We start from the raw sequence: 23,193 nt of genomic DNA on the forward strand, positions 1-23,193 counted from the left end.
CCCTCGACCGCATGCCGCCGCCGCGCCGCGCGGTGGCGGCCACGTCGGCGTGCCCGCCGCCGCCGAGCCGGGCACCACCGGGCGGGGCACCGCCGCGCCAGGCCGCCGCGGCGGCCTGACGCCGCCGTGTCGCGCGGCTCGTCCGCGCGTCCGGACGACGGACCCGCCACCCGACGGCCCACCACTGTATGGCCCGCCACTGTGCGGCCCGCCCATTGCACCGCCCGGCCCCGGCGCTCCCGCGGCCGGCCATGAGGAGCATCGCCATGAAGTCCCTGTTCGCCGCCGCCGCCGTCGCGGCCATGACCGCCGCCGCTGTCGCGGCGATGACCGCCACCGCTGTCGCGGCGATGACCGCCACCGCCACCCCCGCGCTCGCCCAGGACGCCCCTGCCGGCACCGTCGGTGCGGTCTCGGTCGTCGCCCCCTGGGCGCGCGCCACCGCGCCCCAGGCCAGGGTGGGCGGCGCCTACATGACCCTCACCACCACCGGCCCCTCGGCCGACCGCCTGGTCGGCGCCGCCACCCCGGTGGCGGAACGGGCCGAACTGCACACCCACCTGATGGACAACGGGGTGATGCGCATGCGCCCGGTTGAGGACATCGCCGTGGCGCCGGGCGCGCCGACCGCGCTGCAGCCGGGCGGGCTGCACGTCATGCTCATGGGGCTGAAGGGCCCGCTGGAGCAGGGCACGCACTTTCCGCTGACCCTGACGTTCGCCGAGGCCGGCACGGTGACCGTGCAGGTGCCGGTGCAGGCCGCCGGCGCCATGGGGGCCGCGCCGCACGCGATGCACTGACGGGGCCCGGCCCGGGGTGGCGTGTTCACGGTTCGTTAAGCATGGTGCGCAAGGATGCGCGCACCGTCACCCGCTTCGGCAGGTCGTCCGCCGTGTCCGCGCCGCCCCCCCGGTCCCGCCCGTCCCCTCCGGCCCGCCGCCCCGTGGCGGTGGCGCTGAAGTACGAGCACGGCGCCGTGGCCCTGCCCAAGGTGGTGGCCAGCGGCCGCGGCCACGTCGCCGAGCAGATCCTCGAACTGGCCTTCGCCAACGGCGTCAAGGTGCGCGAGGACGCCGACCTGGTGGAGGTCCTGCAGGCCATCGACGTGGACACCGAGATCCCGGTCGAGGCGATTGCCGCGGTGGCCGAGATCCTGGCCCATGTCTACCGGGCCAACGGCACCGTGCTGCCCGACCCGGACGTCCCCAACGCGGAGGAGTCATGACCCGTCCCACCGCCGGCCCCGGCGCCACGCCGGCCCCCGCCATCGGCGCGGAGGATCTGCAACGCCAGCTCGCCGCGGTGGCGGCGGCCCTGACCGCCGCGCGGGATGAGGCGCAGGGTGGCGCCTGGATCGATCTGGCCGGCCTGGAAGAGCGGGTCGGCAGGCTGTGCGACGCCGCCCGGGCGTTGCCGGCCGACGACGGCCGCCGGCTGCTGGTGCCGCTGGAGGCGCTCGTCGCCGCCCTCGACGGGCTCGGCGCCGACCTGGCGCAGCAGCGCGACGCGGCGGCGGCGGCCGGTCCCGCACTCGGTCCCCACGCGGCGCGCCAGCGCGCCGTCTCCGCCTATGGCGCGCCCGGCGCGCCATCCCCTTGCGACGACCCCTGACGCGGCTGGCCATCCCATGGACCTCGACACCTATTTCCGCTTCTCCCTGGCGCTGGTCTTCGTCATCGCCCTGTTCGTGGTGCTGGCGCTGGTGCTGCGACGCCTGGGCTACGGCGGCGCCGTGGCCTCGCCGTCGCGCCAGCGCCGCCTGAACATCGTCGAGGTGCTGCCGCTCGACACCAAGCGCCGGCTCGTCCTGGTCCGCCGGGACGACGCCGAACACCTGCTGCTGCTGAGCCAGTCCGGTGACCTCGTGGTGGAGGCCGCGCCGCGCGCCGGGTTCCGCACCGCCCTGGCCGCGGCATCGGACACCAGCGGCGAGCGGGGAGGGGACCGCGGTGCCGCGCCCGCCGCGCCCGCCGCGCCGCTGGCCGCCGTCGCCGCCGGGCGGGGTGACGGCTCGTGACCCTGGGCCGCCTGCTCGCGGCCGGCCTGCTGGCGCTCGGCGTCGGCCTGGTTGCGGGGCCGGTGCTGGCCCAGAGCCTGACCTTCGACCTGGGCGACGCCGGCGGTTCGGCCACCGGGCGGATCATCCAGGTGATCGCGCTGATCACGGTGCTGTCGCTGGCGCCGTCGATCCTCATCATGATGACGGCGTTCACCCGCATCGTCATCGTCCTGTCGTTCCTGCGCCAGGCCCTCGGCGTGCAGCAGACGCCGCCCAACACCGTGATGATCAGCCTGGCGATCTTCCTGACCTTCTTCATCATGGCCCCGGTGCTGGAGCGGTCCTACACCGACGGAATCCAGCCCCTGATCGAGGAGCGCATCGACGAGGCCGAGGCCTTCCAGCGGGCGGTGGCGCCGTTCCGCACCTTCATGCTGCGCCACACCAACGAGAAGGACCTGCGCCTGTTCGCCGACATGGCGCGCATCGACGCCGTCGCGTCGCCCGACGACGTGCCGCTGCACGTGCTGGTCCCGTCCTTCATGATCTCGGAGATCAAGCGCGCGTTCGAAATCGGGTTCCTGCTGTTCCTGCCCTTCCTGGTCATCGACATGGTGGTCTCGTCGATCCTCATGTCCATGGGCATGATGATGCTGCCGCCGACCATGGTGGCGATCCCCTTCAAGATCATCTTTTTCGTGCTGGTCGACGGCTGGTACCTGATCGCCGGGTCGCTGGCGCGCAGCTTCGGCACGCTGTAGGGGCGGCGGCCCGCCGCCCCCGGCCGGGGCTCAGCGCGGCTGCGCCCCCAGGTCCTCGAAGGACAGGCCCCGCTCGGTGCGGTGGAACCAGCCCTTGCCGTTGACCGACATCGCCGGCTGTCCGGGCCGCGGCGTGAAGGTCGCCGCGTAGTAGCAATCGTACCCCTCCGCCCGGTTCCTGGAGTCGACGCAGCCCTGCTTGCGGAACGACTCGAATCCGGGGAAGTCGTGCCCCTGGGAGACCACCGCCCGGCGCGTGGACGATTCCACGACGCCGCGCATCTCCGATTCCGACGGTTCGTCGGAGCAGGCGGCCAGGATCAGGCATGCCGCCAGTGCCGGGGCGATCCTCATGGGGTCCTCATGGTCGAGCCAACGCCGGAGCGCCCATCCTACCACGCCTGCCGGGGCGAGCGGAAATCGCCAGCACCCGCCGGCTTGACCGCGGCGGCGGAACGGGTTAGACCCGGACGATGAGCTCCGCCGTCCACACCATGCGAATGCGAATTAGCCACCCGGCGCGGTAAGCGCCGGGCCGGAACGCGTGTCTCGCAGGTGGTTTGGATGGAGTGTGGCGTGGTTCTGCGCCAGGGGAACGCCGGCATCCCAAAGCCGGCCAACGGTCCAATGTCGGGCGTCGCCGCCCCGCCCCGTGGCGGGATGGCCGAGCGAATGCGTCGAATTCCTGGCCCGGTCCGCTGAGGCGGTCCGGGACTCGTCGTCGCCATCCACGCTCCTGCCCGCCGCCAAGGACACCCCACCCGATGCTCACCGCGCCCGCCGCGGCGCGCGCCACCCGATGTGGCGCCGTCACCCGTCCCGACTGTTCCCCGTCCCACCGCAGCGCCGATGGCGGCGACACGGCCCCGGTTCTGGCCCCGGTTCTGGCCCCGGTCCCGCACTGGCTGGCACCGGCCTGGCTTCCCGCCGGGGCGGTCGACGCCGCCGCCCGGCGGCTTGCCGGGCACATCGTCCGCACCCCCCTGCTCGACGCGCCGGCGCTGGGTGCGCTCGCCGGCTGCTCCCTGGCGCTCAAGGCGGAAACCCTCCAGGCCACCGGGGCCTTCAAGGAGCGTGGCGCCCTCAACCGTCTGCTGCGCCTCACCGCGCCGGAACGCGCGCGTGGCGTCGTCGCGATGTCCGCCGGCAACCACGCCGCCGGGCTGGCGCTGCACGGCGCCCGCCTGGGCATCCCGGTGACCATCGTCATGCCGGCGACGGCGCCGCGCAACAAGGTCGAGCGCACCCGCGACCATGGCGCCACGGTGATCCTCCACGGCGCCGGGGTGGCGGAGGCGCGGGGCCGCGCCCTGGAGGTCGCGGCGGAGCGGCGGCTGACCTTCGTCCACCCCTACGACGACCCCGACGTGATCGCCGGGCAGGGCACGGTGGGGCTGGAGATCCTGGCCGACCGTCCCGACGTCGACACGGTGGTGGTGCCGGTCGGCGGCGGCGGCCTGCTGGCCGGCGTCGCGGCGGCGGTGAAGGCGCGGCGCCCGGGCGTGCGGGTGGTGGGGGTGCGGCATGCCCGCTTCCGCCCCGGCGGCGCGGGCCCCGGCGCCACCCTGGCCGACGGCATCGCCGTCGCCGCCCTGGGAAAGCTGGCCGGGATGATCGCCCGGCCGCTGCTCGACGCCCTGGTCTACGTGGAGGAGGAGGAGATCGCCCACGCCATCCGCAGCCTGCACCGCGTCTCGGGCCTCGTCGCGGAGGGGGCGGGGGCGGCCGCCGTGGCGGCCTTGCTGGCCGGCCGTGTCGGCGGCGCCGGGCGCACCGTCGCCGTGCTGTCCGGGCGCAACGTCGACGCGGCGGTGCTGGAGCGGGTGCTGGCGGCCGGATGAGACGGGACCGGCTGCGTCGTGTCGTCCAGGGCGTGCCTGCGGTCCTGTCCCGTCCTGTGGCCGTCCTGCCAAACGGGCGGCGGCGGGCGCGGTTCCCTCACCGGGCGGCGGACGGCGCGGCGCGGCTGGCCAGCATGGCGTCGAGCTTGCGCTGCACGTCGGCGGCGCCGAACGGCTTGGGCAGCATGTCGTAGCCCTTGCCGAGGCCGTCCTCGCCGACCACCGCGTGGCCGGCGAAGCCCGACGTGAGCAGAACCTTCAGCCCGGGGCGCAGCCGCTCCGCCTCGCGGGCCAGTTCGGCCCCGTTCATGCCCGGCGGCATGACGACGTCGGTGAACAGCAGGTCGATCGGCTGGTCGCCGCGCAGCACCGCCAGCGCCTCGTTCGCGTTGCCCGCCTGGAGCACGGCGTGGCCGAATCCGGTCAGCAACTCGGCGGTGGCGAAGCGGATGAGCGCGTCGTCCTCCACCAGCAGCACGGTGGCGGCGGCCGGCGGCCCGGCGATGGCGTCGGCGGCGGGGGCGGTGGCGCGGCGCTCCTGCGGCAGGCGCACGGTGGCGACGGTGCCGTCGCGCGCCAGCGTGGCGAAGGTCAGGCAACCGCCGTGAAGCTCCACCAGCCGGCGGGTGAGCGGCAGGCCGAAGCCGCCGTCCTCGCCGGCCCCGGCACGGTCGTCGTTGGCGGGCGACGGGCGGGCGGTGCGATCGCCGCCGCCGCCGCCGCCGCCTACGCCGACGCCGGTGTCGGTGACGACGATGGTCGGGCGCCCGTCGCGCAACGCCGCGCTGACCGTGACGCGGCCGCCCGACGGCGTGTACTTCACGGCGTTGGCCAGCAGGTTCAGCAGGATCTGCCGCATGCGCATCTCGTCGGCGCGCAGCCAGCGCGCCTCCGGGGCGACGCTGTACGACAGCTCCACGCCGGCCCGCCGGGCGCGGGGGAACATCATGCGCGCGCAGAACGACACCGCCGCATCCAGGTCGACCGTGTCCTCGGCCAGGCTCAACCGGCCGCTGTCGGCCTTGGCGTGGTCGAGCACGTCGTTGACGATCTCCAGCAGGTGCTGGCCGCTGTCGCGGGCGTCGAGGGCGAGCTGCAGGTACCGCTGGTCACCGACCGGCCCCAGGGATTCCTGGGCGATGGCGTCGCTGAAGCCGATGATCGCGTTGAGCGGGGTCAACAGCTCCTGGCTGAGGCCGGCGACGAACGCCGACTTGGCGCGGGTGGCGCGGTCGGCCTCGTCGCGGGCGGCGCGGGCCTCCTGCTCCATCCGGGTGCGGCGGGTGACGTCGCGGGTCACGGTGATGTACTCGACCGGCCGGCCGGTGCCGGGCGCGGTGACGAGACGGATCGACGCCTCGGCCCAGATCCAGTGTCCGGCGCCATGGCGCAGCCGGGCCACGCACGTGGCGGTGGGCGCCGCCTCGGTGAGCGCGGCGACCACCGCATCCACGGCCGCCCGGTCCTCCGGGTGGACGAGATCGGTGGCCGGCTTGCCGACCAGGGCCTCCGGCTCGTGGCCCAGCACGTCGCGTGCCGCTTCCGAGCAGAAGGTGCGGAGCCCGGCCGGGGTGATCCGGGTCAGCACGTCGCCGACGTTCTCGGCGAGCAGGCGGTAGCGCGCCTCGCTGTCGCGCAGCGCCAGTTCCCCCTGATGGCGCCACAGCTCGTGCATCAGCAAGGTGCCGAGGAAGGCGGTGCCCAGGGTGGTGACCGCCAGGGTCGCCGGCCCGGTGCGCTCCAGCACGTCCAGCGCCATGGCCCGGTCCGGCAGGAGGACGGCGCTGAGCAGCTGCAGCGGGCCGAGCAGCGCGGCCAGCCCGAACACGTGGCGCAGCCGCAGCCGGCCGCGCCGCCGTCGGAGATGGACCGCCAGCGCGACCCCGGCCAGCGCCGCGCCGGCCGCGCCGGCCGCGCCGGCCAGCGCGCCGGCCCCGCCGAGATGCAGCCGGTAGGCGGTGACGACCACGCCGGCCAGCGCGCCGGCGACCGGCCCGCCGAACGGGCCGGCCAGCCCCAGGAGGGTGTTGCGCCCGTCGGTGAAGACACCCGGCGCCAAGGCGAAGGGGGAGGCCATCGTCAGCAGGGCGGCCGCGGCGAACAGCGCGCCGTAGGCGCCCTGCCCGGCGACCGAGGTGCGCCCGACCCGGCGCAGCAGGAACGCGTAGACCACGGCCGACAGCGCCAGGAGACCCACGTTGCGGCCAAGCGCCAGCAGCACGTCCACACCGGAGGCTTCGAACGGGGGCATCGGTCCGTCGGGTTGGGATGAGCGCGAGGCAGCACTGTGTGCACGCAATCGAGCCGTGGGAACCCGTCCATCCGTGCCACCACCCCTGCGGAAGGGCGAAGGAGGGCTTCGCCTTCCGAGGGGGGCCTCCCTCGACCGATCGCCTCAGCCGGGGCGGCCGTCCGCGCGCGGAGCCAGCAGGATCGGCGCGTAGGCCGCGAGGTAGAGGGCGAACGCGGCCAGCCACGCGGCGCCCGCCGCCTCGATCAGCGGGCCGTAGAGTCCGCCCGGTGCCTCGGCCGCCAGCACCCGCAGGGTGGCGGCGGCCAGCACCAGGCGGTAGGCCCAGACGACCGCCGCACCGACCGCCAGGGGCCGGCCGCTGTGCCCCAGTGCCGCCCGGGTCATCACCGCCAGGATCATGGTCGCGAAGGCGCCGGCGGTGAGGGCGTGGAGGCCGGCACCGTCCGACACCGGGGCGCCCAAGGCGGCCGCCCCCTTCAGGGTCAGGCCGATCGGCAGCCACCCGTAGCCGGCGTGCAGCACCCACAGCAGCGGCTGATCCAGGGTCTTGAGACCGTGCCAGCGGGCGAGGCGGGCGGCGTGGGCGGCGGCGGCGAGCAGAGCCAGCCCGCCGAGCACCGGCGACCCCGGCAGCATCAGCTCCGCCGGGATCAGCAGCAGGGTCGCGCCCAGCGCCGTGCGGTCCAGCCAGGGCAGGGGGCCGACCTCGGCGACGCCGCCGCGCTGCGCCAGCCCGTTGCGGGTGAAGGCGGGGATGATGCGCCCACCGACCACGGCGATCATCATGACCACGGTGCCGATGGCCAGCCCCTGGCCGAGCCGCACCCCGTCGCCGGTCAGCCCCAGCCATTCCAGGTGGAACAGCAGGTTGCCCGCGAACAGCAGGGCCAGCAGCCCCAGGAAGGCGCTGTTGCGCGCTTTGCCGGCGCGCAGCAGCGGCCCCGCGAGGGCGATGGCGAGGGCGGGCAGGAAGGCGAGATCGGCGGCGGCGGCCACCGCCGGCGGCAGGCCGACGCCGGGCGCCAGGGCGATCCGGCCGGCGAGGTACACGGCGACCAGGGCGCCCAGCGGCCAGCCCGACACGGCGGGCGTTCCGGTCCAGCTCGGGACGGCGGTCAGCAGGAAGCCGGCGATGGCGGCGACCACGAAGGCGTACAGCATCTCGTGGGCGTGCCACGCCACGGGTCCGATCGGGCCGTCCGGCCACGCCCCGTTGCCCAGCACCACCAGCCACGCCGCGATCAGGGCGAAGGCGGCGAGGCCGGCGAACAGGAAGAAGGGGCGGAAGCCGTAGGCGACGAGAAGGGTGGGCCGGAGGCGGCCGAGGACGGCGGCGGTCATGGCGCGGCTCTTGGTTGCGAAGGGGGCGCGCCCCATACCAACACGGCCGCCGGCGCGGCGGCTTGACCGCCGTCAAGCGCGGCCCGGCCGGGCCCGCTTCAGATCGACCAGGCCTCCGGCGCCTCACCGGGCGTGGTGGAGCCGGTGGTCGTGGTGTGGATGCCGCATTCCGTCTTGGCGGTGCCGGCCCAGCGGCCGGAGCGCGGGTCGGCGCCCGGCGCCACCCGGTCGGTGCAGGTGTAGCAGCCCACCGACAGGAAGCCGTCCGCCTCCAGCGGGTGGCGCGGCAGGTTGCGGCGCGCGAACTCCGCCTCCAGCCGGTCCTTGTCCCAGGAGGCGAGCGGGTTGACCTTGATCCGGCCGTCCTGGGCCTCGAACACCGGCAGGGCGGCGCGGGTCGCCGACTGGAAGCGCTTGCGCCCGGTGATCCAGGCCTCGAACCCGTCCAGTGCCCGGTTCAGCGGCAGGGTCTTGCGGAGATGGCAGCACTGGTCGGGCGAGCGCTGCCAGAGCATGGAGTCCTTGTCGGCGGCCTCGACCTCGTCGCGGCGGGGACCGACGCTGCGGACGTCCTGCAGGCCGAGCAGGCCGACCAGGGTGTCGCGGTAGCGCAGCGTTTCGCCGAACAGCTTGCCGGTGTTGACGAAGATCACCGGCAGCCGGGGGTCGACCTCCGCCGCGAGCGCCACCAGCACCGCCGATTCGGTGCCGAACGACGACACCAGGGCGAGGCGGCCGGGGAACTCCCGGGCGGCAACGGCGATCAGGTCCTTGGCGTCGAGATCGGCGTGCCGTGCAGCCAGCTCGGCCGCGCGCAGCGCCTCACGGGGGGGAAGGGAACCTTCTGGCATGGCCGTTCATTTCACGTTTGATAATTGTCATATCATTGGATTCGACACTATCAACAGCGAGCGCGGCGCGCAACCAAATACATTTCATACTCGTATTATAGAGAAAACGACGGAGAAAATTGTGTTGATTGTCGCGGTGCAGCGGGGCTAAATTGGCGCCATGGACATGTTAAACACGCTCGAAATGTGAAATTAGGCGTGTGATGGTCGTGCGGTGGCTGAGGAGGGCGAGGCCCATGGCGAAGGACGCGTCCCGGACGGGGCTTCAGGCGATCACCGCGAACCGGTTGCGCGACGGCGCGGTGGTGTGGCTGGGGCCGCACGCCGCCTGGGTCGAGCGGATCGACGCCGCCGTGGCGTTCGACGCCGCCGGCCTTGCCGGCGCGATGGCCGCGGCCCAGGCGGCGGAGGCCGGCAACGTGGTGGTCGGCGTCTACGCCTTCGACGTGGAGGTGCGGGCGGGTGTGCCGGTGCCGCTGCGCTACCGCGAGCGCGTGCGCGCCGAGGGGCCCAGCGTGCGCACCGATCTCGGCAAGCAGGCCGCGCCGTGCGAGCGGGCGGCGTGAGCCGGGCCCGCGCCGAAGACATGTGAGGACACCGTCATGACCTACGTCGCCCGTCGCCACCAGGCCGGCATCTATCACTACGACGAGATCGACCGGCAGTTCGTGCGCGAGCGCGTGGCCCAGTTCCGCGCCCAGGTCGAGCGCCGCCTGAGCGGCGCGCTGACCGAGGACGAGTTCAAGCCGCTGCGGCTGATGAACGGGCTGTACCTGCAGCTCCACGCCTACATGCTGCGCATCGCCATCCCCTACGGCGTGCTCAGCTCGACCCAGCTGCGCGGCCTGGCCGGCATCGGGCGCCGCCACGACGAGGGCTACGGCCACTTCACCACCCGCCAGAACCTGCAATACAACTGGATCGCCCTGGCCGACACGCCGGACATCCTGGACGCCCTGGCCGACGTCGACATGCACGCGATCCAGACCAGCGGCAACTGCATCCGCAACGTCACCACCGACCAGTTCGCCGGGGCGGCTCCCGACGAGGTGGTCGACCCGCGGGTCTACGCCGAGATCCTGCGGCAGTGGTCGTCGCTGCACCCGGAATTCACCTTCCTGCCGCGCAAGTTCAAGATCGCCATCACCGGCGCGCCCAACGACCGGGCCGCCGTGCGGGTGCATGATGTCGGCCTGGTGGTGACGCGCAACGCCGAGGGGGCGGTCGGCTTCGAGGTGCATGTCGGTGGCGGCCTCGGCCGCTCCCCGTTCATCGCCAAGAAGCTGCGGGACTGGCTGCCCGAGGAGGATCTGGTCGCCTACCTCGAGGCCATTCTGCGCGTCTACAACGAGCACGGCCGGCGCGACAACATCTACAAGGCGCGAATCAAGATCCTGGTCCACGAGATCGGCATCGAGCGCTTCGCCGAGCAGGTCGAGGCCGAGTTCGCGCGCATCCGCGGTCCGTTCTACCGCCTCGACCCGGTGCTGGTGGACACCATCCGCGACCATTTCGCGCCGCCGCCGTTCGAGTCGCTGCCCGCGGTGTCCGAGGCCTACGAGGACGCCCGGCGCCGCGTCCCGGCCTTCGCCCGCTGGGCCGACGCCAGCGTGCGCGACCACCGCGTTCCCGGCTACGCCAGCCTCACCATTTCCCTGAAGCCGGTGGGCGGCGTGCCCGGCGACATCACCGCCGACCAGATGGACGCCGTCGCCGCACTGGCCGACCGCCACGCCTTCGGCGAGATCCGGGTCACCCACGAGCAGAACCTGGTGCTCGCCCACGTCCGCCGCGATTCGCTCCACGCCGTCTGGCAGGGGCTGGTGGCGGCCGACCTCGCCAGCCCCAACGTCGGGCTGGTGACCGACATCATCGCCTGCCCGGGGCTGGACTACTGCGCGCTCGCCAACGCCCGCTCGATCCCCATCGCCCAGGCGATCTCCACCCGCTTCGCCGATCTCGACCGGCAGCGCACGATCGGCGAGCTGAAGATCAAGATCAGCGGCTGCATCAACGCCTGCGGCCACCATCACGTGGGCCACATCGGCATCCTCGGCGTCGACAAGAAGGGCGAGGAGTTCTACCAGATCACCCTGGGCGGCAACGCCGAGCTGGTGGGGACCGCCATCGGCGACATCGCCGGGCCGGCGCTGACCGCCGACCAGACCGTGGACACGGTGGAGGCGCTGGTGGAGCGCTACCTCGAGCTGCGCTGTCCCGGGGAACGCTTCATCGACACCCTGGCCCGCGTCGGCCAGGCCCCGTTCAAGGAGACGGTCCATGCCGCTCGTTAAGGACGGCCGCCCGGCGGCCGACGCCTGGACCGCCGTGGCGGACGACGCCCCCCTGCCGCCGCGGGGCGCGGTGATCGTCGGCCTGGCGCGCTGGGCGGCGGAGCGCGAGGCGCTGATCGCCCGCGGCGGCCCGCTGGGCGTGCGCCTGCCCAGCGACGCCCGGGCCGACGCCATCGCCGCCGACCTGCCGCACCTCGACCTCGTGGCGGTGGAATTCCCCAAGTACCGCGACGGACGCGGCTTCAGCACCGCCCGGCGCCTGCGCGACCAGCACGGCTTCGCCGGCGAGATCCGCGCGGTCGGCGACGTGCTGCCCGACCAGCACCAGTTCCTGCGCCGCTGCGGCGTCGACTCGGTGGCGCTGCCCGCCGGCACCGACGCCGAGGCGTGGCTGGCCGCCGCCGGTCCCATGTCGGTGGCCTACCAGGCGGCGCTGGGCGATGGCGGCGGGCTGGGGCTGCTGCGCCGCCGCCTGGGGTGACGCCGCCGGCACCGGCTGGGTTCTTCGGGCGGTGTTGGCCGGGGGCCGTTGGCCGTGACGGCCGGGGCGGTCTAGAGTGGGCGGCCCGCACCACCACAGGCCCGGCGCCATGGTCCGTTCCCTTCGCATCGCCACCTTCAATCTGGAAAGCCTGGACGACGACACGCTCGACCCGCCGTTCGCCCAGCGTTGCGCGGTGCTGCGCCCGCAGCTGGAGCGCCTCGCCGCCGATGTGCTGTGCCTCCAGGAGGTCAACGGCCAGCGCCCGGCCAAGGGCCAGCCGCGACGCCTGCGTGCCCTGGAGACCTTGCTGGCGGGCACCGCCTACGAGGGGTTCGCGCTGGCCGGGGCGGGGCGCGACGGCTACGCCGACAAGCACAACGTGGTGGTCGCCAGCCGCTGGCCGGTGGTTGGCCACCGGCTGATCCGCCACGCGCTGGTGCCGCCGCCCCTGCTGCGCATGGTCACCGCCGTCCCCGCCCGGCACGAGGCCGAGCCGGTGACCTGGGACCGCCCGGTGCTGCACGTGGAGATCGACCTTCCCGTCGGGCGCCGCCTGCACGTCTTCGACCTGCACCTGCGGGCGCCGCTGGCGGCGCCGGTGCCGGGTCAGAAGACGGGGGCGATGAGCTGGCACAGCGTCGGCGGCTGGGGCGAGGGGTTCTTCATCGCCGCCATGAAGCGGGCGGGCCAGGCGCTGGAGACGCGGCTGGCGGTGGAGCGCCTGTTCGACGCCGATCCCGAGGCGCTGGTGGTGGTCGCCGGCGACTACAACGCCGAGGGGCGCGAGACCCCGGTGCGGCTGATCCGCGGGGATCCCGAGGACACCGGCAATGGTCATCTCGCGCGCCGCGCCCTGGTGCCCCTGGAGCGCACGGTGGCCGCGGAACGCCGGTTTTCCGTGCTGCATGGCGGGCAGGCGGTGATGCTCGACCACCTGCTGGTGTCGCGGCCGCTGCTGGCGTGGTTCCGGACGGCGGAGATCCACAACGAGGCGCTGTCCGACGAGGTGGTCGCCCAGGCGGCCGTCGCCCGCTCCCCGGAGAGTTACCACGCGCCGGTGGTGGCCAGCTTCGAGATGGCGGGGTCGCTCACACCGTGAGCGACAGGCGCGCCGCGCCGCCGGCGGCCGCGGGGATGGCGGCGGCAGAGGACGTGGCGGGACCGGGCGTGGCGGGGCTGGGCGTGGCGGGGCTGGGCGTGGCGGCTGCGGGGTCGGCCGGAAGGGCGGAGCCGGTGCGCGGCGCGGCGCCCGCCAGGGTGGCGCCGGTCGGGGTGGGGCCGGTCGGGGTGGGGCCGGCCGGGGTCGTGCCGTTCGACGCTGCCCCCGTCGGGGTGGGGCCTGGCTGGGTGGCGCCGGCCTCCGCGGTATCGGCGGACGGCGAGCGTCCTCCGGCACGGCGGTACTGCTCCACCACCCGCTCGCGCGGGATCTGGTCCCTGGTCTCGCCGGTGTCGCCGTCGCGGAAGAACAGGACGGCCAGCCGGGCCGTCTGGTCGTACCGCAGGACCGGGCTGATGTAGATGCCCGGCGGCCCGGCGCTGCCGCTCCCCCCGGTCCCGCTCTCCCCGGGCTTGGTGCCCGCGCTTGCACCGCCGGTCGTGGCCGGGGGATCGGCGGCGGCGGACGGCTGCGTCCGCGCGCCCGTCGCCGGGGCCGCGGGACGCGGCACCGCGTGGCTGCCGAGAGCGTTGATGTCCATCGGTGTCGCGCGCCTCCTCACCGGTGCCGGGGGTGTCCCCGCGGAGACCGCCCGGCGGGGCCGAGGCCGAGGCCGATCAGACCACGATGTTCAGGTTGCTGCCGCGGCTTTCGGTGACCGAGCCGCCGGTCGTCGTCCGTCCATCCTGCGCCTGGGCCTGGCTGGCCTGCTGCTGTTGCGTCTGCTGCTCCTCGATCTGCGCCTGCTGGGCGGCGTTCGGGCCGCTTTGCAAGGGGCTGACATAGGGCTGTGCGCCGCCGATTCCGCCGATGTCCATGGTGGCCTCCGTGTGGGGTCGCCGGCCGACCGGCCGGTGCCCCTTTTGATCTTTGAGCCCTCACAATAGGCAATTTCTGCCGGGTCTTCAACCACGGCTCCGGTCACGCCCCGGCGCCGGCGGGAGCGATGCCATCACGTTCGCGTGACGCGGCCGGGCCGGCGGCATGGCAACGGTTTGGCAAGGGTTCGCGGCGGACCATCTGCAGAGGCGATGTGTCCCGGAGGCGAGCCGGCCATGATGATGCGCTTCAAGGAAGGCGACGTGCTGTTTCGCGAAGGCGACGACAGCGACTTCGCCTGCCGCATCGTCGAGGGGCGGGTGACGGTGGTCAAGGATTCCGACGGGGTCGCCGTGGTGCTGGGTGACATCGGGCCCGGCGACATCGTCGGCGAGATGGGGGTGATCGAGCGCAAGCCGCGCAGCGCCACCGTCCGGGCCGCCGGCGACGTGGCGGTCGAGGTGATCCCGGCGGACCGCCTGTTCGACGCCCTGGGCGGCGACCCGGCCACGGCGCGCCGGGTCATGCTGAGGTTGAGCGAGCGGGTGCGCAGCCTGTCGGAGGAGGTGGCGCGGCTGCGGGCCCCCGCGGAGGCGCCGCCCGCCGCCCCCGTGCCCGAACCCGATCCCGACCCCGGGATCGAGCCGGTGCCCGACCCGTCACCCGGGTCACCGGCCGAGCCGTCAGCCGGGGGTCCGCCGCCGGCGCCGGCCGCCGGCGCCGTGGCCGACCCCGCCGCGGCGGCCGCGGCGGAGCGCAAGATCGGGCGCTACATCCAGTCGGCGCGGCTGGCGCTCGGCACCCACGCCGTGTCCATCGCCTGCGAGTGGCTGGCCGGCGCGCCGTCGATGTGGATCGACACGCTGCCGTTCCGGGTCGGCCGTGGGCCCGACGGGGCGGGGCGGCCGGTGCGCCACCCCGGCGCGCTCCTGGTTCCGGACACGCCGCCCTACCGTCTGTCGCCCAACCACTTCGCGATCGTCCGCGACGATCGCCTGGGGCTGGTCGTGCGCGATCTCGGCAGCGAGCTGGGGACCACCGTCAACGGCCAGTATCTCGGCGGGGTCTTCGCCAAGGACTGGCTCCGCCTGCCGCCGGGCGACAGCGTGGTGGTCGCCGGCGGCGTCCAATCCCCCTTCGTGTTCCGGGTTCACGCGACGGAATGATCGACGGGTCGCTGGCTGCGTCGGCGCGCGGCCAGGGGTCGGGCGGCGATGGCCGCGGAAAAATCTTGGATCGACCGAATTGTCACTTGATTCCAGCGTCGAAAAGCGTATTTAGGCCGGACGACGCACTTCGCACGTGCCTATGGCCCTCTGTGGTTATGCAACGACGTACCGCGTCCTTTTTGGCAGTGCCGGTCTTTGTGGACCGGTCCCGAGAGGGAGGTCAGTATGTTGTCCCGTCTCCACGGCTGGGTCACCAGACGGTAGCCCGCAGCCGGACATCGACGTTTGAACGACCGGAGTTCATGGAACCCGGCGTGCGCTCGATCCGGCTGATTCCGTCGCCTTTTCCCACAATTCTCGGATCCACGCCTGCGCCCTGAACTCGGTTCGCGCAGGGGATCGCTTTGTGTTCACGGGTTCGCGCGCCGCCGCGCCGCACCCGGTGAAGGAGTGCGCCATGGGCTTCATCCGTTCCCGTTCCGCCGTCGCCCCGCTGCGACGCGGCGTTTCCGCCGTCCCCGCCACCTCCGGCGTGCCGACCCGCCGGCCGACCGTGTCCCAGGCCGTCGCCCTGCACCGCCCGGAGGAGCCGATGCACTGCATCCGCCCGACGGTGCTGAGCGACACCGCCCGCTGCTTCGTCGCCGCGTTCGATGCGGCGGTCGCCGGCGACGTCCTCTACGCCGTCAAGTGCAACCCGGAGCCGGCGGTCCTGCGGGCGCTGTGGGACGGCGGCGTGCGCCATTTCGACGTCGCCTCGCTGGGCGAGGTGCGGCTGGTGCGCCAGATGTTCCCGCAGGCGGTCCTGCACTACATGCACCCGGTGAAGGGCCGCCAGGCGATCCGCGCCGCCTACCAGCAGTACGGCGTGCGCGACTTCGTGCTCGACAGCCGCGAGGAGCTCGACAAGATCGTCGAGGAGACCGATGGCGCGGCCGACCTCGGCCTGGTGGTGCGGCTGGCGCTGCCCAAGGGGAACGCCGTCTACGACCTGTCCGGCAAGTTCGGCGCCGCCACCGAGGACGCCGTGGCCCTGCTGCGCGCGGTGCGCGCGATGGCGGCCAGGGTGGGCGTGTCCTTCCACGTGGGGTCGCAGATGCTCGACCCCTCGGCGTACGAGCGGGCGCTCGACCTCGCGGGCCAGGTGATCGCGGCGGCGGGCGTGCGCGTCGACGTGGTCGATGTCGGCGGCGGCTTCCCGGTGTCCTACCCCGACCTCACGCCGCCGCCGCTGGGCGACTTCATGGCGGCGATCGCCCGCGGCGTGGCCCGCTTGGGCCTGCCGGAGGGCACCCGGGTGTGGTGCGAGCCGGGGCGCGCCCTGGTGGCGGCGGGTGTCTCGCTGGTGGTGCAGGTGATGAAGCGGCGCGGCGACGTGCTCTACATCAACGACGGCGTCTACGGCAGCCTGTCGGACGCCGGGGTTCCCGGCTTCCGCTTCCCGGCCCGCCTGGTCCGCCCGTTCGCGGGCATCGAGGCCGAGGACACCGTCCCCTTCGCCTTCTACGGGCCGACCTGCGACAGCGCCGACAAGATGAATGGGCCGTTCCATCTTCCGGCCGACGTCAAGGCCGGCGACTGGATCGAGCTGGGCCAGCTCGGCGCCTACGGCGGATGCCTGCGCACCGCGTTCAACGGGTTCGAGCACGCCCGGCTGATCGAGGTCTGCGATGCGCCGCAACTGGCCACCCCGGGCCACGCCTTCGCCACCCGCGCCGCGTGACGGACTGCGTCGCGCCGCCGCACCGTCTCTGCTAGAAAGAGTTCCCTTCTCCTCGGCCCCGTTCCCGCCTCCGGTCCCCGGGGGCGGGTCGGGCCGCCATTGGCCGTGGCCGAGGAGGTCCCGCAACCCGGACGAATGAGCACTCGCCAGCACCTGGAGTAGTCGGCACCATGCCCCAAGACAACACACACTGCGCGTTCACCGGCCGTATGGTCATCGTCGGCTTCGGCTCGATCGGACAGGGGATGCTGCCCCTGCTGTTCCGACACATCGCCATGAAGCCCGAGCAGGTCACCATCGTCACGGCCGAGGAGCTGGGGCATGCGGTGGCCGATGCCTTTGCCGTCAAGTTCATGAAGCTGCCCCTGACGCGGGAGAACCACCGGCAGGTTCTCGAGCCGATGCTCGGCGCGGGTGATTTCCTGGTCAACCTGTCGGTCGACGTGTCGTCGGTCGCCCTGATCGAGTTCTGCCAGCGCGTCGGCGCGCTCTACATCGACACCTGCGTCGAGCCGTGGATCGGCGGCTACACGGACCCCTCGCTGACCCCCAGCCTGCGCTCCAATTACGCGCTGCGCGAAGCGGCGCTGAGCCTCAAGGCCGGCCACGCCGGCGGGCCCACCGCCCTGATCACCCATGGCGCCAACCCCGGGCTGGTGTCGCATTTCGTCAAGCAGGCGCTGCTCAACATCGCCACCGACACCGGGGCGGGCGTCGAGACCCCGACCACCCGCGCGGGCTGGGCGGCGCTGGCCGAGCGTCTCGGCGTCAAGGTCATCCACATCGCCGAGCGCGACACCCAGGTCTCCGACGTGCCGAAGAAGGTGGGCGAGTTCGTCAACACCTGGTCGATCGACGGTTTCGTGGGCGAGGGATGCCAGCCGGCCGAGTTGGGCTGGGGCTCCCACGAGAAGGCCCTGCCGCCCGACGGCCGGCGCCACGAGTTCGGGTCGGACGCCGCCATCTATCTGATGCGCCCCGGCGCCTCGACCCGGGTGCGCACCTGGACGCCGCTGGAGGGACCGTTCCACGGCTTCCTGATCACCCACAACGAGGCGATCTCCATCGCCGACTACTACACGGTGAGCGATGGCGGTGCGGTGCGCTACCGGCCGACGGTCCACTACGCCTACCACCCCTGCGACGACGCCGTGGCGTCGGTGCACGAGCTGGCGGGCAAGAACTGGACCATGCAGCCGGAGCAGCGGCTGATGATGGACGAGATCGTCAGCGGCATCGACGAGCTGGGCGTCCTGCTGATGGGCCACGCCAAGAACGCCTACTGGTTCGGGTCGCGGCTGTCGATCGAGCAGGCGCGGGAGCTGTGCCCGCACAACAACGCCACGTCGCTGCAGGTCACCGTGGCGGTGCTGGCCGGGGTGGTGTGGGCAATGGAGAACCCCGACCGCGGCATCGTCGAGCCCGACGAGATCGACTTCAGCCGCATCCTGGAGATCGCCCGGCCCTACCTCGGCGACGTCGTCGGCGCCTACGGCGACTGGACGCCGCTGCAGGACCGCGGGCGCCTGTTCCCCGAGGACGTCGACAGCGACGACCCCTGGCAGTTCAAGAACTTCCGGGTGGTCTGAGCGGCGGCGGAACCCAATCCCGGTCCGGCGGGTTGATCCCTGCCGGACACTGGGGGAGGGGACCGTGAAGGGGTATGGCATCGTGGTGGCCGGCATCGGCCTGGTGGGGTGCCTGGGCACCGCCGCCCAGTCCGCGCCGGAGGTGGAGCAGGGGCCCGGTGGCGAGCCGGTGATCGTCCAGGAGGGCAGGGCCTCCTACTATTCCGACCGCCTTCATGGCCGGCGGACGGCGAGCGGCGAACGCTACGACCGCGGCCGGCCGACCGCGGCGTCGCGCCAGTTGCCCCTTGGCGCCCGCGCCACCGTCACCGACCGGGAGACCGGCGAGAGCGTGGAGGTCATCGTCAACGACCGCGGGCCCTACGCGCGCAACCGGGTGATCGACCTGTCCCGCCAGGCGGCCGAGGGGCTGGACATGATCGAGGACGGCACCGCGCCGGTGCGCGTCGAGGTGCGGCCGTCGGAGCAGCCGAACGCCGCGGTCCGGGACAAGGTCGAGAGCGCCATCGAGGGGTTGGCCGACGGCGGGTAGGCCCGGCCGGCGCCCCCACCCCCCGCTCCAGGGCGGCGAAGATGAACAGAAGTTCATGATCCCGTCATCGGTGGGACAAGGGAGGCGGGCTATTGTCCTGATCACGGGCCACGGGCCGCGCCTGCCCCCCAGACGGCGCTGTAGCCCGCGTCCCGCGGGTCGTTTCTTGGGAGTGACCCAGCGCTGACGGGCGGCGGGGTGCCGCCGGGACCACCATGGCCTTCCCCCGAGGCCGGTCCCGGCCGGCCCCGCCGCTTCCTTTTTGCCGGAGCCAGCGCAGCCTGCGCCTTGACAGGCCGGCGCGCCGTCCGTGTATCGTGGCGGTGCACCCATCGGCGTCCCTGCACGATCCGGCCCATGCCGCCACGCGTCCTGATCGGGCTTTACACCGCCGCCCGGCCTCCGCTGGAGGCCGTGGCGCCGCTGCGTCTGCGCGCCCTGGCGGCGGAGGCGCTGGTCCAGCGCGTGGATTTCATCGTCTTCGGTTCCGACGACGTGGACCTCTTGCGGTCGGCCGTGTACGGGCGGTCGCTGGTCGGCGACGCCTGGCACGAGGGTGTCTGGCCGCTGCCCGGCGTCGTCATGAATCCGGTTCGTCCCCAGTTCGACGTGGACTGGGCGATCGCCGAGGAGCTGCGGCGCCTGGCCCCCTTCACCACCAGCCGCATCGCCGACAAGGTGGCGGTGTCCACCCTGCTCGCCGCGTCGCCGGTGGCCGCCCACGTCATTCCGTTCGACGCGCTGTGCGCCGATCTGGCGGCCGCCGAGGGAACGGCGGGATTGGCGGCCCGACTCGGCGGCTTCCTGGCGGCGCACGGCCGCATCGTCGCCAAGCCGGCGCGGGGCCGGCGGGGCCGCGACATCCGTTTCCTGTCCCGCACCGCCGACGGCGGGCTGGTCGAACACGGGCGCGGCGGCGACCGGCCGACCACCATGGCGGCCGTGATCCGCGACCTGGCGGGGCGGCTGCCCCGCGGCCCCTGGATCCTCCAGCGTTTCGTGCCGTCGAAGACGCGCGACGACCGGTCCTTCGACGTGCGGGTGCACGTTCACAAGGACGGTGCCGGACAATGGGCGGTGGTGCGTGCCTATGTCCGCCTCTCGGAGGCCGGAGGGCTGGTGGCGAACACCTGCTGCGGCGGCTACCAGGGCGACCCCGAGCGGTTCTTCGCGGCGTTGCGTGGCGAGGCCGCGGCGCTGGTCGAGGCGCTGCGCGCGCTCGGCCTGGCCACGGCCGCCGCGCTGGACGCGCGCTATGGCGGGGCGCTCGACGAGCTGGGCGTCGATCTGGTGATCGACGCCGCCCGCCGTCCCTGGATCGTCGAGGTCAACACCCACCCGCAGTGCCGGCATCACGAGTTCGAGCGGGCGCGCTACTCCATCGCCTACGCCGCCCACCTCGCCCGCGGCACCATCGCCGCGGGTCAGTCGATGGGGGGCGCCGGGCCCGGTGCCGGGGCGGCCGCCGGGGACTCGTCGGGTCGGGCGGCCGTCACGCCCTGCATCGGCGTGCCGGGGGTCAGGCTGGAGACGGCGAACGACGGCTCCTCCTCCATCGTCAGGTAGTTCCAGACGGTTTCGTTGGCGGCGTAGCTCATGGCGTCGCCGACGGCGGTCAGCGCCACGTAGCTTGCCGCGAGCGTCGGGCTGTTCATCACCAGGAGCCCGGCGACGAAGACACGGCCCATGTTGACGGAGGTGAAGGTGGCCGACTTGTAGGGGAGCAGTTCGGCGTTGCTCTGCCCGGTCTCCTTGGCGACGCCGCTCCACACCGTCTCGTGGGCGTAGTAGAGAACGGGTTCCGTCAGGGCGGTGGTGGCCGCCAGCACGCCGCCGGTGGCGGCGCTGCCGCTGAGCACCGCGACGATCGCGAAGTCGTTCAGGGCCGACAGGGTCTGGTAGCTGGCGGTCTTGTACAGTCGCTGCTGCCACTCCGGCAGGTCGACCAGGGGGGGCGGGCCGGACGGCGCGGGCACCGCCGCGGGGTCGTCCAGCACCGGCAGCGGCTCGGCCAGGGCGGGCGCCGTGGCGGCGGTCAAGCCGCCCGCCAGCATCCAGGCGATGGTGATTCGGCGTAGCACGGGGCCGTTCTCCATGGTCGCGGTCGGTGATGTGCCCGGGCGGTGCCCGGGTGACGCGTTCGAGGTACCCTCGCACGAAGCCCCGCGCCGCGGCAACCCGCCCGGGCGCGGGCCCGTGGCCCTTGACGTGCGCCGCCGGGCACGGGATTGAATGGCCCGATCGTTTCCCCTGCAAGGTGCGCCGGTGCGTCCTGCCATCCTGTTCCCCCTGTTCAAGCCCCTGTCCAGTCTGCCCGGCCTGGGACCCAAGCTGGCGCGCCTGGCCGAGAAGCTGGCCGGACCGCACGCGGTGGACCTGGCCTGGCACCTGCCGTCCGGGGTGATCGACCGCCGGTTCTCGCCGACCATCGCCGACGCGCCGGGGGGGCGCATCGCCACCCTGACCGTCCGCGTCGACGGCCACGTGGCCCCCGGCAACCCGCGCCATCCCCACAAGGTCCGCTGCAGCGACGGCAGCGGTGTGCTGGAGCTGGTCTATTTCCACGCCCGCGGCGACTGGATCCAGCGCCAGTTCCCGGAAGGGCGGACGATGGTGGTCAGCGGCAAGGTGGAGTGGTTCCACGACGTCTTGCAGATGGCCCATCCCGACGCCGTGGTGCCGGTGGAGGACCGTGAGGGCATCGAGGCGGTGGAGCCGGTCTACCCGATGACCGCCGGACTGCCGGCCAAGACCCTGCGCCGGGCGGTCCGCGGCGTGCTTGACGACCTGCCGGAGCTGGCGGAATGGCAGGATGCGGCGTGGCTGGCACGCCAGGCCTGGCCGGGATGGCGCGACGCCCTGCGGCGCGCCCACACGCCGGAGGACGAGGGCGACCTTGCCCCGACCACCGCGAGCCGCCGGCGTCTCGCCTACGACGAACTGCTGGCCAACCAGCTGGCTTTGGCACTGGTGCGCCGCCAGCAGAGCCGCCTGTCCGGGCGCGCCGTGGTCGGCGACGGGGCGCTGCGGGCCAAGGTGGCGGCGGCGCTGCCCTTCGCGCTCACCGGCTCGCAGGACCGTGCGCTCGCCGAGATCGCCGCCGACATGGCGGCGGAACGGCGCATGCTGCGCCTGTTGCAGGGCGACGTCGGCAGCGGCAAGACGGTGGTCGCGCTGATGGCCATGCTGGCCGCGGTGGAGGCCGGGCACCAGGCGGTGCTGATGGCACCGACCGAGATCCTCGCCCGCCAGCACGCGGAGACCCTGGCCCCGCTGTGCTGGGCCGCGGGGGTGGAGGTCGCCGTGCTGACCGGCCGGGACAAGGGCCGTGCCCGGGCCCGGCTGCTCGAGCGGGCCGCCTCCGGTGAGCTGCCGCTGGTGGTGGGCACCCACGCCCTGTTCCAGGAAGAGGTGGCGTTTCGCGACCTGGCGCTGGCGGTCATCGACGAGCAGCATCGGTTCGGCGTGCACCAGCGTCTGCAGCTTTCGGCCAAGGGCCGCGCCGTCGACGTGCTGGTGATGACGGCGACCCCGATCCCGCGCACCCTGACCCTCACCGCCTACGGCGACATGGACGTGTCGCGGCTGACGGAGAAGCCGGCGGGACGCAAGCCCGTGCACACGGCCACCGTGGCGTTGGACCGCCTGGAGGAGGTGGTGGCCGGCATCCACCGCAAGGTCGCCGAGGGGGCGCGCGTCTACTGGGTGTGCCCGCTGGTGGACGAGTCCGAGCAGCTCGACCTCGCCGCGGCGACGGAGCGCCACGCCTTCCTGCGGGCCAGCTTCGGCGACCGGGTCGGCTTGGTGCACGGGAAGATGCGCGGCCCCGACAAGGACGCGGTGATGGCGGCCTTCGCCGCCGGCGCCCTCGACGTGCTGGTGGCGACCACGGTGATCGAGGTCGGGGTGAACGTGCCGGCGGCCACGGTGATGGTGATCGAGCACGCGGAGCGCTTCGGGCTGGCGCAGCTCCATCAGCTGCGCGGGCGGGTCGGCCGCGGCGCGGCCGCCTCGTCCTGTCTGCTGCTGTTCGACCCCCATCTCACGGAGACGGCGCGCCAGCGCCTGATGACCCTGCGCGACACCGAGGACGGCTTTCTCATCGCCGAGGAGGATCTGCGCCTGCGCGGCGCCGGGGAGGTGCTGGGCACCCGACAGTCGGGGCTGCCCGCGTTCCGCCTCGCCGACCTGGCGGTCCACGGCGACCTGCTGGCGGTGGCCCGCGACGACGCCCGCCTGGTGGTGGAGCGCGACCCCGAGCTCCAGGGCGCGCGGGGCCAGGCGTTGCGGACTCTGTTGTACCTGTTCGAGCGCGACGCCGCGGCCAAGACCCTCCGCTCCGGGTGATCCGCCCCAGGGGTGCGGACCGGGGGGCGT

The 23,193-nt window shown here is 73.6% G+C and carries 22 protein-coding genes and 1 pseudogene; 16 read left to right on the forward strand and 7 right to left on the reverse strand.

Annotated elements, in window-relative coordinates; all coding sequences use genetic code 11:
- The first annotated feature begins 266 nt into the window (after nt 1-266).
- Genes AC6H2I_RS07410 through fliP form a run of 5 tightly spaced genes read left to right on the forward strand, consistent with a single transcriptional unit; the run spans nt 267 to nt 2,760 of the window.
- Complete coding sequence (locus AC6H2I_RS07410; RefSeq protein WP_497499955.1) at nt 267-800, forward strand: copper chaperone PCu(A)C; 534 nt, start codon at nt 267-269, stop codon at nt 798-800.
- Between the two features lie 41 nt (nt 801-841).
- On the forward strand, nt 842-1,225 hold the full coding sequence (locus AC6H2I_RS07415) for an EscU/YscU/HrcU family type III secretion system export apparatus switch protein (RefSeq protein WP_497499956.1): 384 nt from the start codon (nt 842-844) through the stop codon (nt 1,223-1,225).
- Complete coding sequence (locus tag AC6H2I_RS07420) at nt 1,222-1,611, forward strand: hypothetical protein (protein ID WP_497499957.1); 390 nt, start codon at nt 1,222-1,224, stop codon at nt 1,609-1,611. Before AC6H2I_RS07415 ends, AC6H2I_RS07420 begins: the two co-directional genes overlap by 4 nt.
- A gap of 16 nt (nt 1,612-1,627) precedes the next feature.
- Nucleotides 1,628-2,017: a FliO/MopB family protein gene (locus AC6H2I_RS07425; RefSeq protein ID WP_497499958.1), complete on the forward strand. Its 390-nt coding sequence runs from the start codon at nt 1,628-1,630 to the stop codon at nt 2,015-2,017.
- Complete coding sequence (fliP, locus tag AC6H2I_RS07430; protein ID WP_497499959.1) at nt 2,014-2,760, forward strand: flagellar type III secretion system pore protein FliP; 747 nt, start codon at nt 2,014-2,016, stop codon at nt 2,758-2,760. The genes AC6H2I_RS07425 and fliP overlap by 4 nt, the downstream gene beginning before the upstream one ends.
- Before the next feature lie 30 nt (nt 2,761-2,790).
- On the opposite strand, the gene AC6H2I_RS07435 is transcribed toward fliP, so the two are convergent.
- Nucleotides 2,791-3,114, reverse strand: coding sequence for a hypothetical protein (locus AC6H2I_RS07435; RefSeq protein ID WP_497499960.1), 324 nt, complete (start codon nt 3,112-3,114; stop codon nt 2,791-2,793).
- Between the two features lie 410 nt (nt 3,115-3,524).
- On the opposite strand from AC6H2I_RS07435, the gene AC6H2I_RS07440 reads away from it, so the two are divergent.
- Entirely contained in the window at nt 3,525-4,601 is a 1,077-nt protein-coding gene (locus AC6H2I_RS07440) for a pyridoxal-phosphate dependent enzyme (protein ID WP_497499961.1), read from the forward strand.
- A 97-nt stretch (nt 4,602-4,698) separates the two neighbouring features.
- Here the strand turns inward: AC6H2I_RS07440 and AC6H2I_RS07445 are convergent, their stop codons facing one another.
- The 3 genes from AC6H2I_RS07445 to AC6H2I_RS07455 form a co-directional block, all read right to left on the reverse strand.
- Nucleotides 4,699-6,852, reverse strand: a complete 2,154-nt coding sequence (locus tag AC6H2I_RS07445; protein ID WP_497499962.1) for a hybrid sensor histidine kinase/response regulator — start codon at nt 6,850-6,852, stop codon at nt 4,699-4,701.
- A gap of 144 nt (nt 6,853-6,996) precedes the next feature.
- Nucleotides 6,997-8,196, reverse strand: a complete 1,200-nt coding sequence (locus AC6H2I_RS07450) for an NnrS family protein (protein WP_497499963.1) — start codon at nt 8,194-8,196, stop codon at nt 6,997-6,999.
- Nucleotides 8,197-8,294: 98 nt separating this feature from the next.
- A complete protein-coding gene (locus AC6H2I_RS07455; RefSeq protein WP_497499964.1) occupies nt 8,295-9,047 on the reverse strand; it encodes a phosphoadenylyl-sulfate reductase in 753 nt (250 codons plus the stop codon).
- Nucleotides 9,048-9,283: 236 nt separating this feature from the next.
- Here AC6H2I_RS07455 and AC6H2I_RS07460 point away from each other — a divergent pair, with 236 nt between their 5' ends.
- The 4 genes from AC6H2I_RS07460 to AC6H2I_RS07475 all read left to right on the forward strand — a co-directional run bounded on the left by AC6H2I_RS07460 (nt 9,284) and on the right by AC6H2I_RS07475 (nt 12,924).
- Nucleotides 9,284-9,613: a DUF2849 domain-containing protein gene (locus AC6H2I_RS07460; RefSeq protein ID WP_497499965.1), complete on the forward strand. Its 330-nt coding sequence runs from the start codon at nt 9,284-9,286 to the stop codon at nt 9,611-9,613.
- 36 nt (nt 9,614-9,649) lie between these two features.
- Nucleotides 9,650-11,341 (forward strand): nitrite/sulfite reductase, encoded by a 1,692-nt coding sequence (locus AC6H2I_RS07465; RefSeq protein ID WP_497499966.1) that lies wholly within the window; start codon nt 9,650-9,652, stop codon nt 11,339-11,341.
- Nucleotides 11,328-11,822 carry a DUF934 domain-containing protein gene (locus tag AC6H2I_RS07470; protein ID WP_497499967.1) on the forward strand — a complete coding sequence of 165 codons (495 nt, stop codon included), beginning with the start codon at nt 11,328-11,330 and terminating at the stop codon, nt 11,820-11,822. Before AC6H2I_RS07465 ends, AC6H2I_RS07470 begins: the two co-directional genes overlap by 14 nt.
- Nucleotides 11,823-11,931: 109 nt before the next feature.
- Nucleotides 11,932-12,924 carry an endonuclease/exonuclease/phosphatase family protein gene (locus tag AC6H2I_RS07475; RefSeq protein WP_497499968.1) on the forward strand — a complete coding sequence of 331 codons (993 nt, stop codon included), beginning with the start codon at nt 11,932-11,934 and terminating at the stop codon, nt 12,922-12,924.
- On the opposite strand, the gene AC6H2I_RS07480 is transcribed toward AC6H2I_RS07475, so the two are convergent.
- Nucleotides 12,914-13,525, reverse strand: coding sequence for a hypothetical protein (locus AC6H2I_RS07480; protein WP_497499969.1), 612 nt, complete (start codon nt 13,523-13,525; stop codon nt 12,914-12,916). The two genes, AC6H2I_RS07475 and AC6H2I_RS07480, sit on opposite strands and share 11 nt — an antisense overlap.
- 76 nt (nt 13,526-13,601) lie before the next feature.
- The gene (locus tag AC6H2I_RS07485) at nt 13,602-13,802 is read right to left on the reverse strand and encodes a hypothetical protein (protein ID WP_497499970.1); all 201 of its coding nucleotides are present in this window, start codon (nt 13,800-13,802) and stop codon (nt 13,602-13,604) included.
- A 237-nt stretch (nt 13,803-14,039) separates the two neighbouring features.
- Here AC6H2I_RS07485 and AC6H2I_RS07490 point away from each other — a divergent pair, with 237 nt between their 5' ends.
- The 5 genes from AC6H2I_RS07490 to AC6H2I_RS07510 all read left to right on the forward strand — a co-directional run bounded on the left by AC6H2I_RS07490 (nt 14,040) and on the right by AC6H2I_RS07510 (nt 20,382).
- The gene (locus tag AC6H2I_RS07490) at nt 14,040-14,969 is read left to right on the forward strand and encodes a cyclic nucleotide-binding domain-containing protein (protein WP_497499971.1); all 930 of its coding nucleotides are present in this window, start codon (nt 14,040-14,042) and stop codon (nt 14,967-14,969) included.
- Between the two features lie 460 nt (nt 14,970-15,429).
- On the forward strand, nt 15,430-16,695 hold the full coding sequence (locus AC6H2I_RS07495) for a type III PLP-dependent enzyme (protein ID WP_497499972.1): 1,266 nt from the start codon (nt 15,430-15,432) through the stop codon (nt 16,693-16,695).
- Between the two features lie 170 nt (nt 16,696-16,865).
- Nucleotides 16,866-18,284: a homospermidine synthase gene (locus AC6H2I_RS07500; RefSeq protein WP_497499973.1), complete on the forward strand. Its 1,419-nt coding sequence runs from the start codon at nt 16,866-16,868 to the stop codon at nt 18,282-18,284.
- Between the two features lie 64 nt (nt 18,285-18,348).
- A complete protein-coding gene (locus AC6H2I_RS07505; RefSeq protein WP_497499974.1) occupies nt 18,349-18,816 on the forward strand; it encodes a septal ring lytic transglycosylase RlpA family protein in 468 nt (155 codons plus the stop codon).
- A gap of 357 nt (nt 18,817-19,173) precedes the next feature.
- Nucleotides 19,174-20,382: a YheC/YheD family protein gene (locus AC6H2I_RS07510; RefSeq protein WP_497499975.1), complete on the forward strand. Its 1,209-nt coding sequence runs from the start codon at nt 19,174-19,176 to the stop codon at nt 20,380-20,382.
- 209 nt (nt 20,383-20,591) lie between these two features.
- On the opposite strand, the pseudogene AC6H2I_RS07515 reads toward AC6H2I_RS07510, so the two are convergent.
- Nucleotides 20,592-21,095 (reverse strand): annotated as a pseudogene (locus AC6H2I_RS07515) (DUF2061 domain-containing protein); the annotation flags it as partial.
- Here AC6H2I_RS07515 and recG point away from each other — a divergent pair.
- On the forward strand, nt 21,082-23,163 hold the full coding sequence (gene recG, locus AC6H2I_RS07520; RefSeq protein ID WP_497499976.1) for an ATP-dependent DNA helicase RecG: 2,082 nt from the start codon (nt 21,082-21,084) through the stop codon (nt 23,161-23,163). The pseudogene AC6H2I_RS07515 and the gene recG overlap by 14 nt on opposite strands.
- Nucleotides 23,164-23,193 lie beyond the last annotated feature (30 nt).

The organism is Azospirillum sp. NS33, assembly GCF_059703765.1.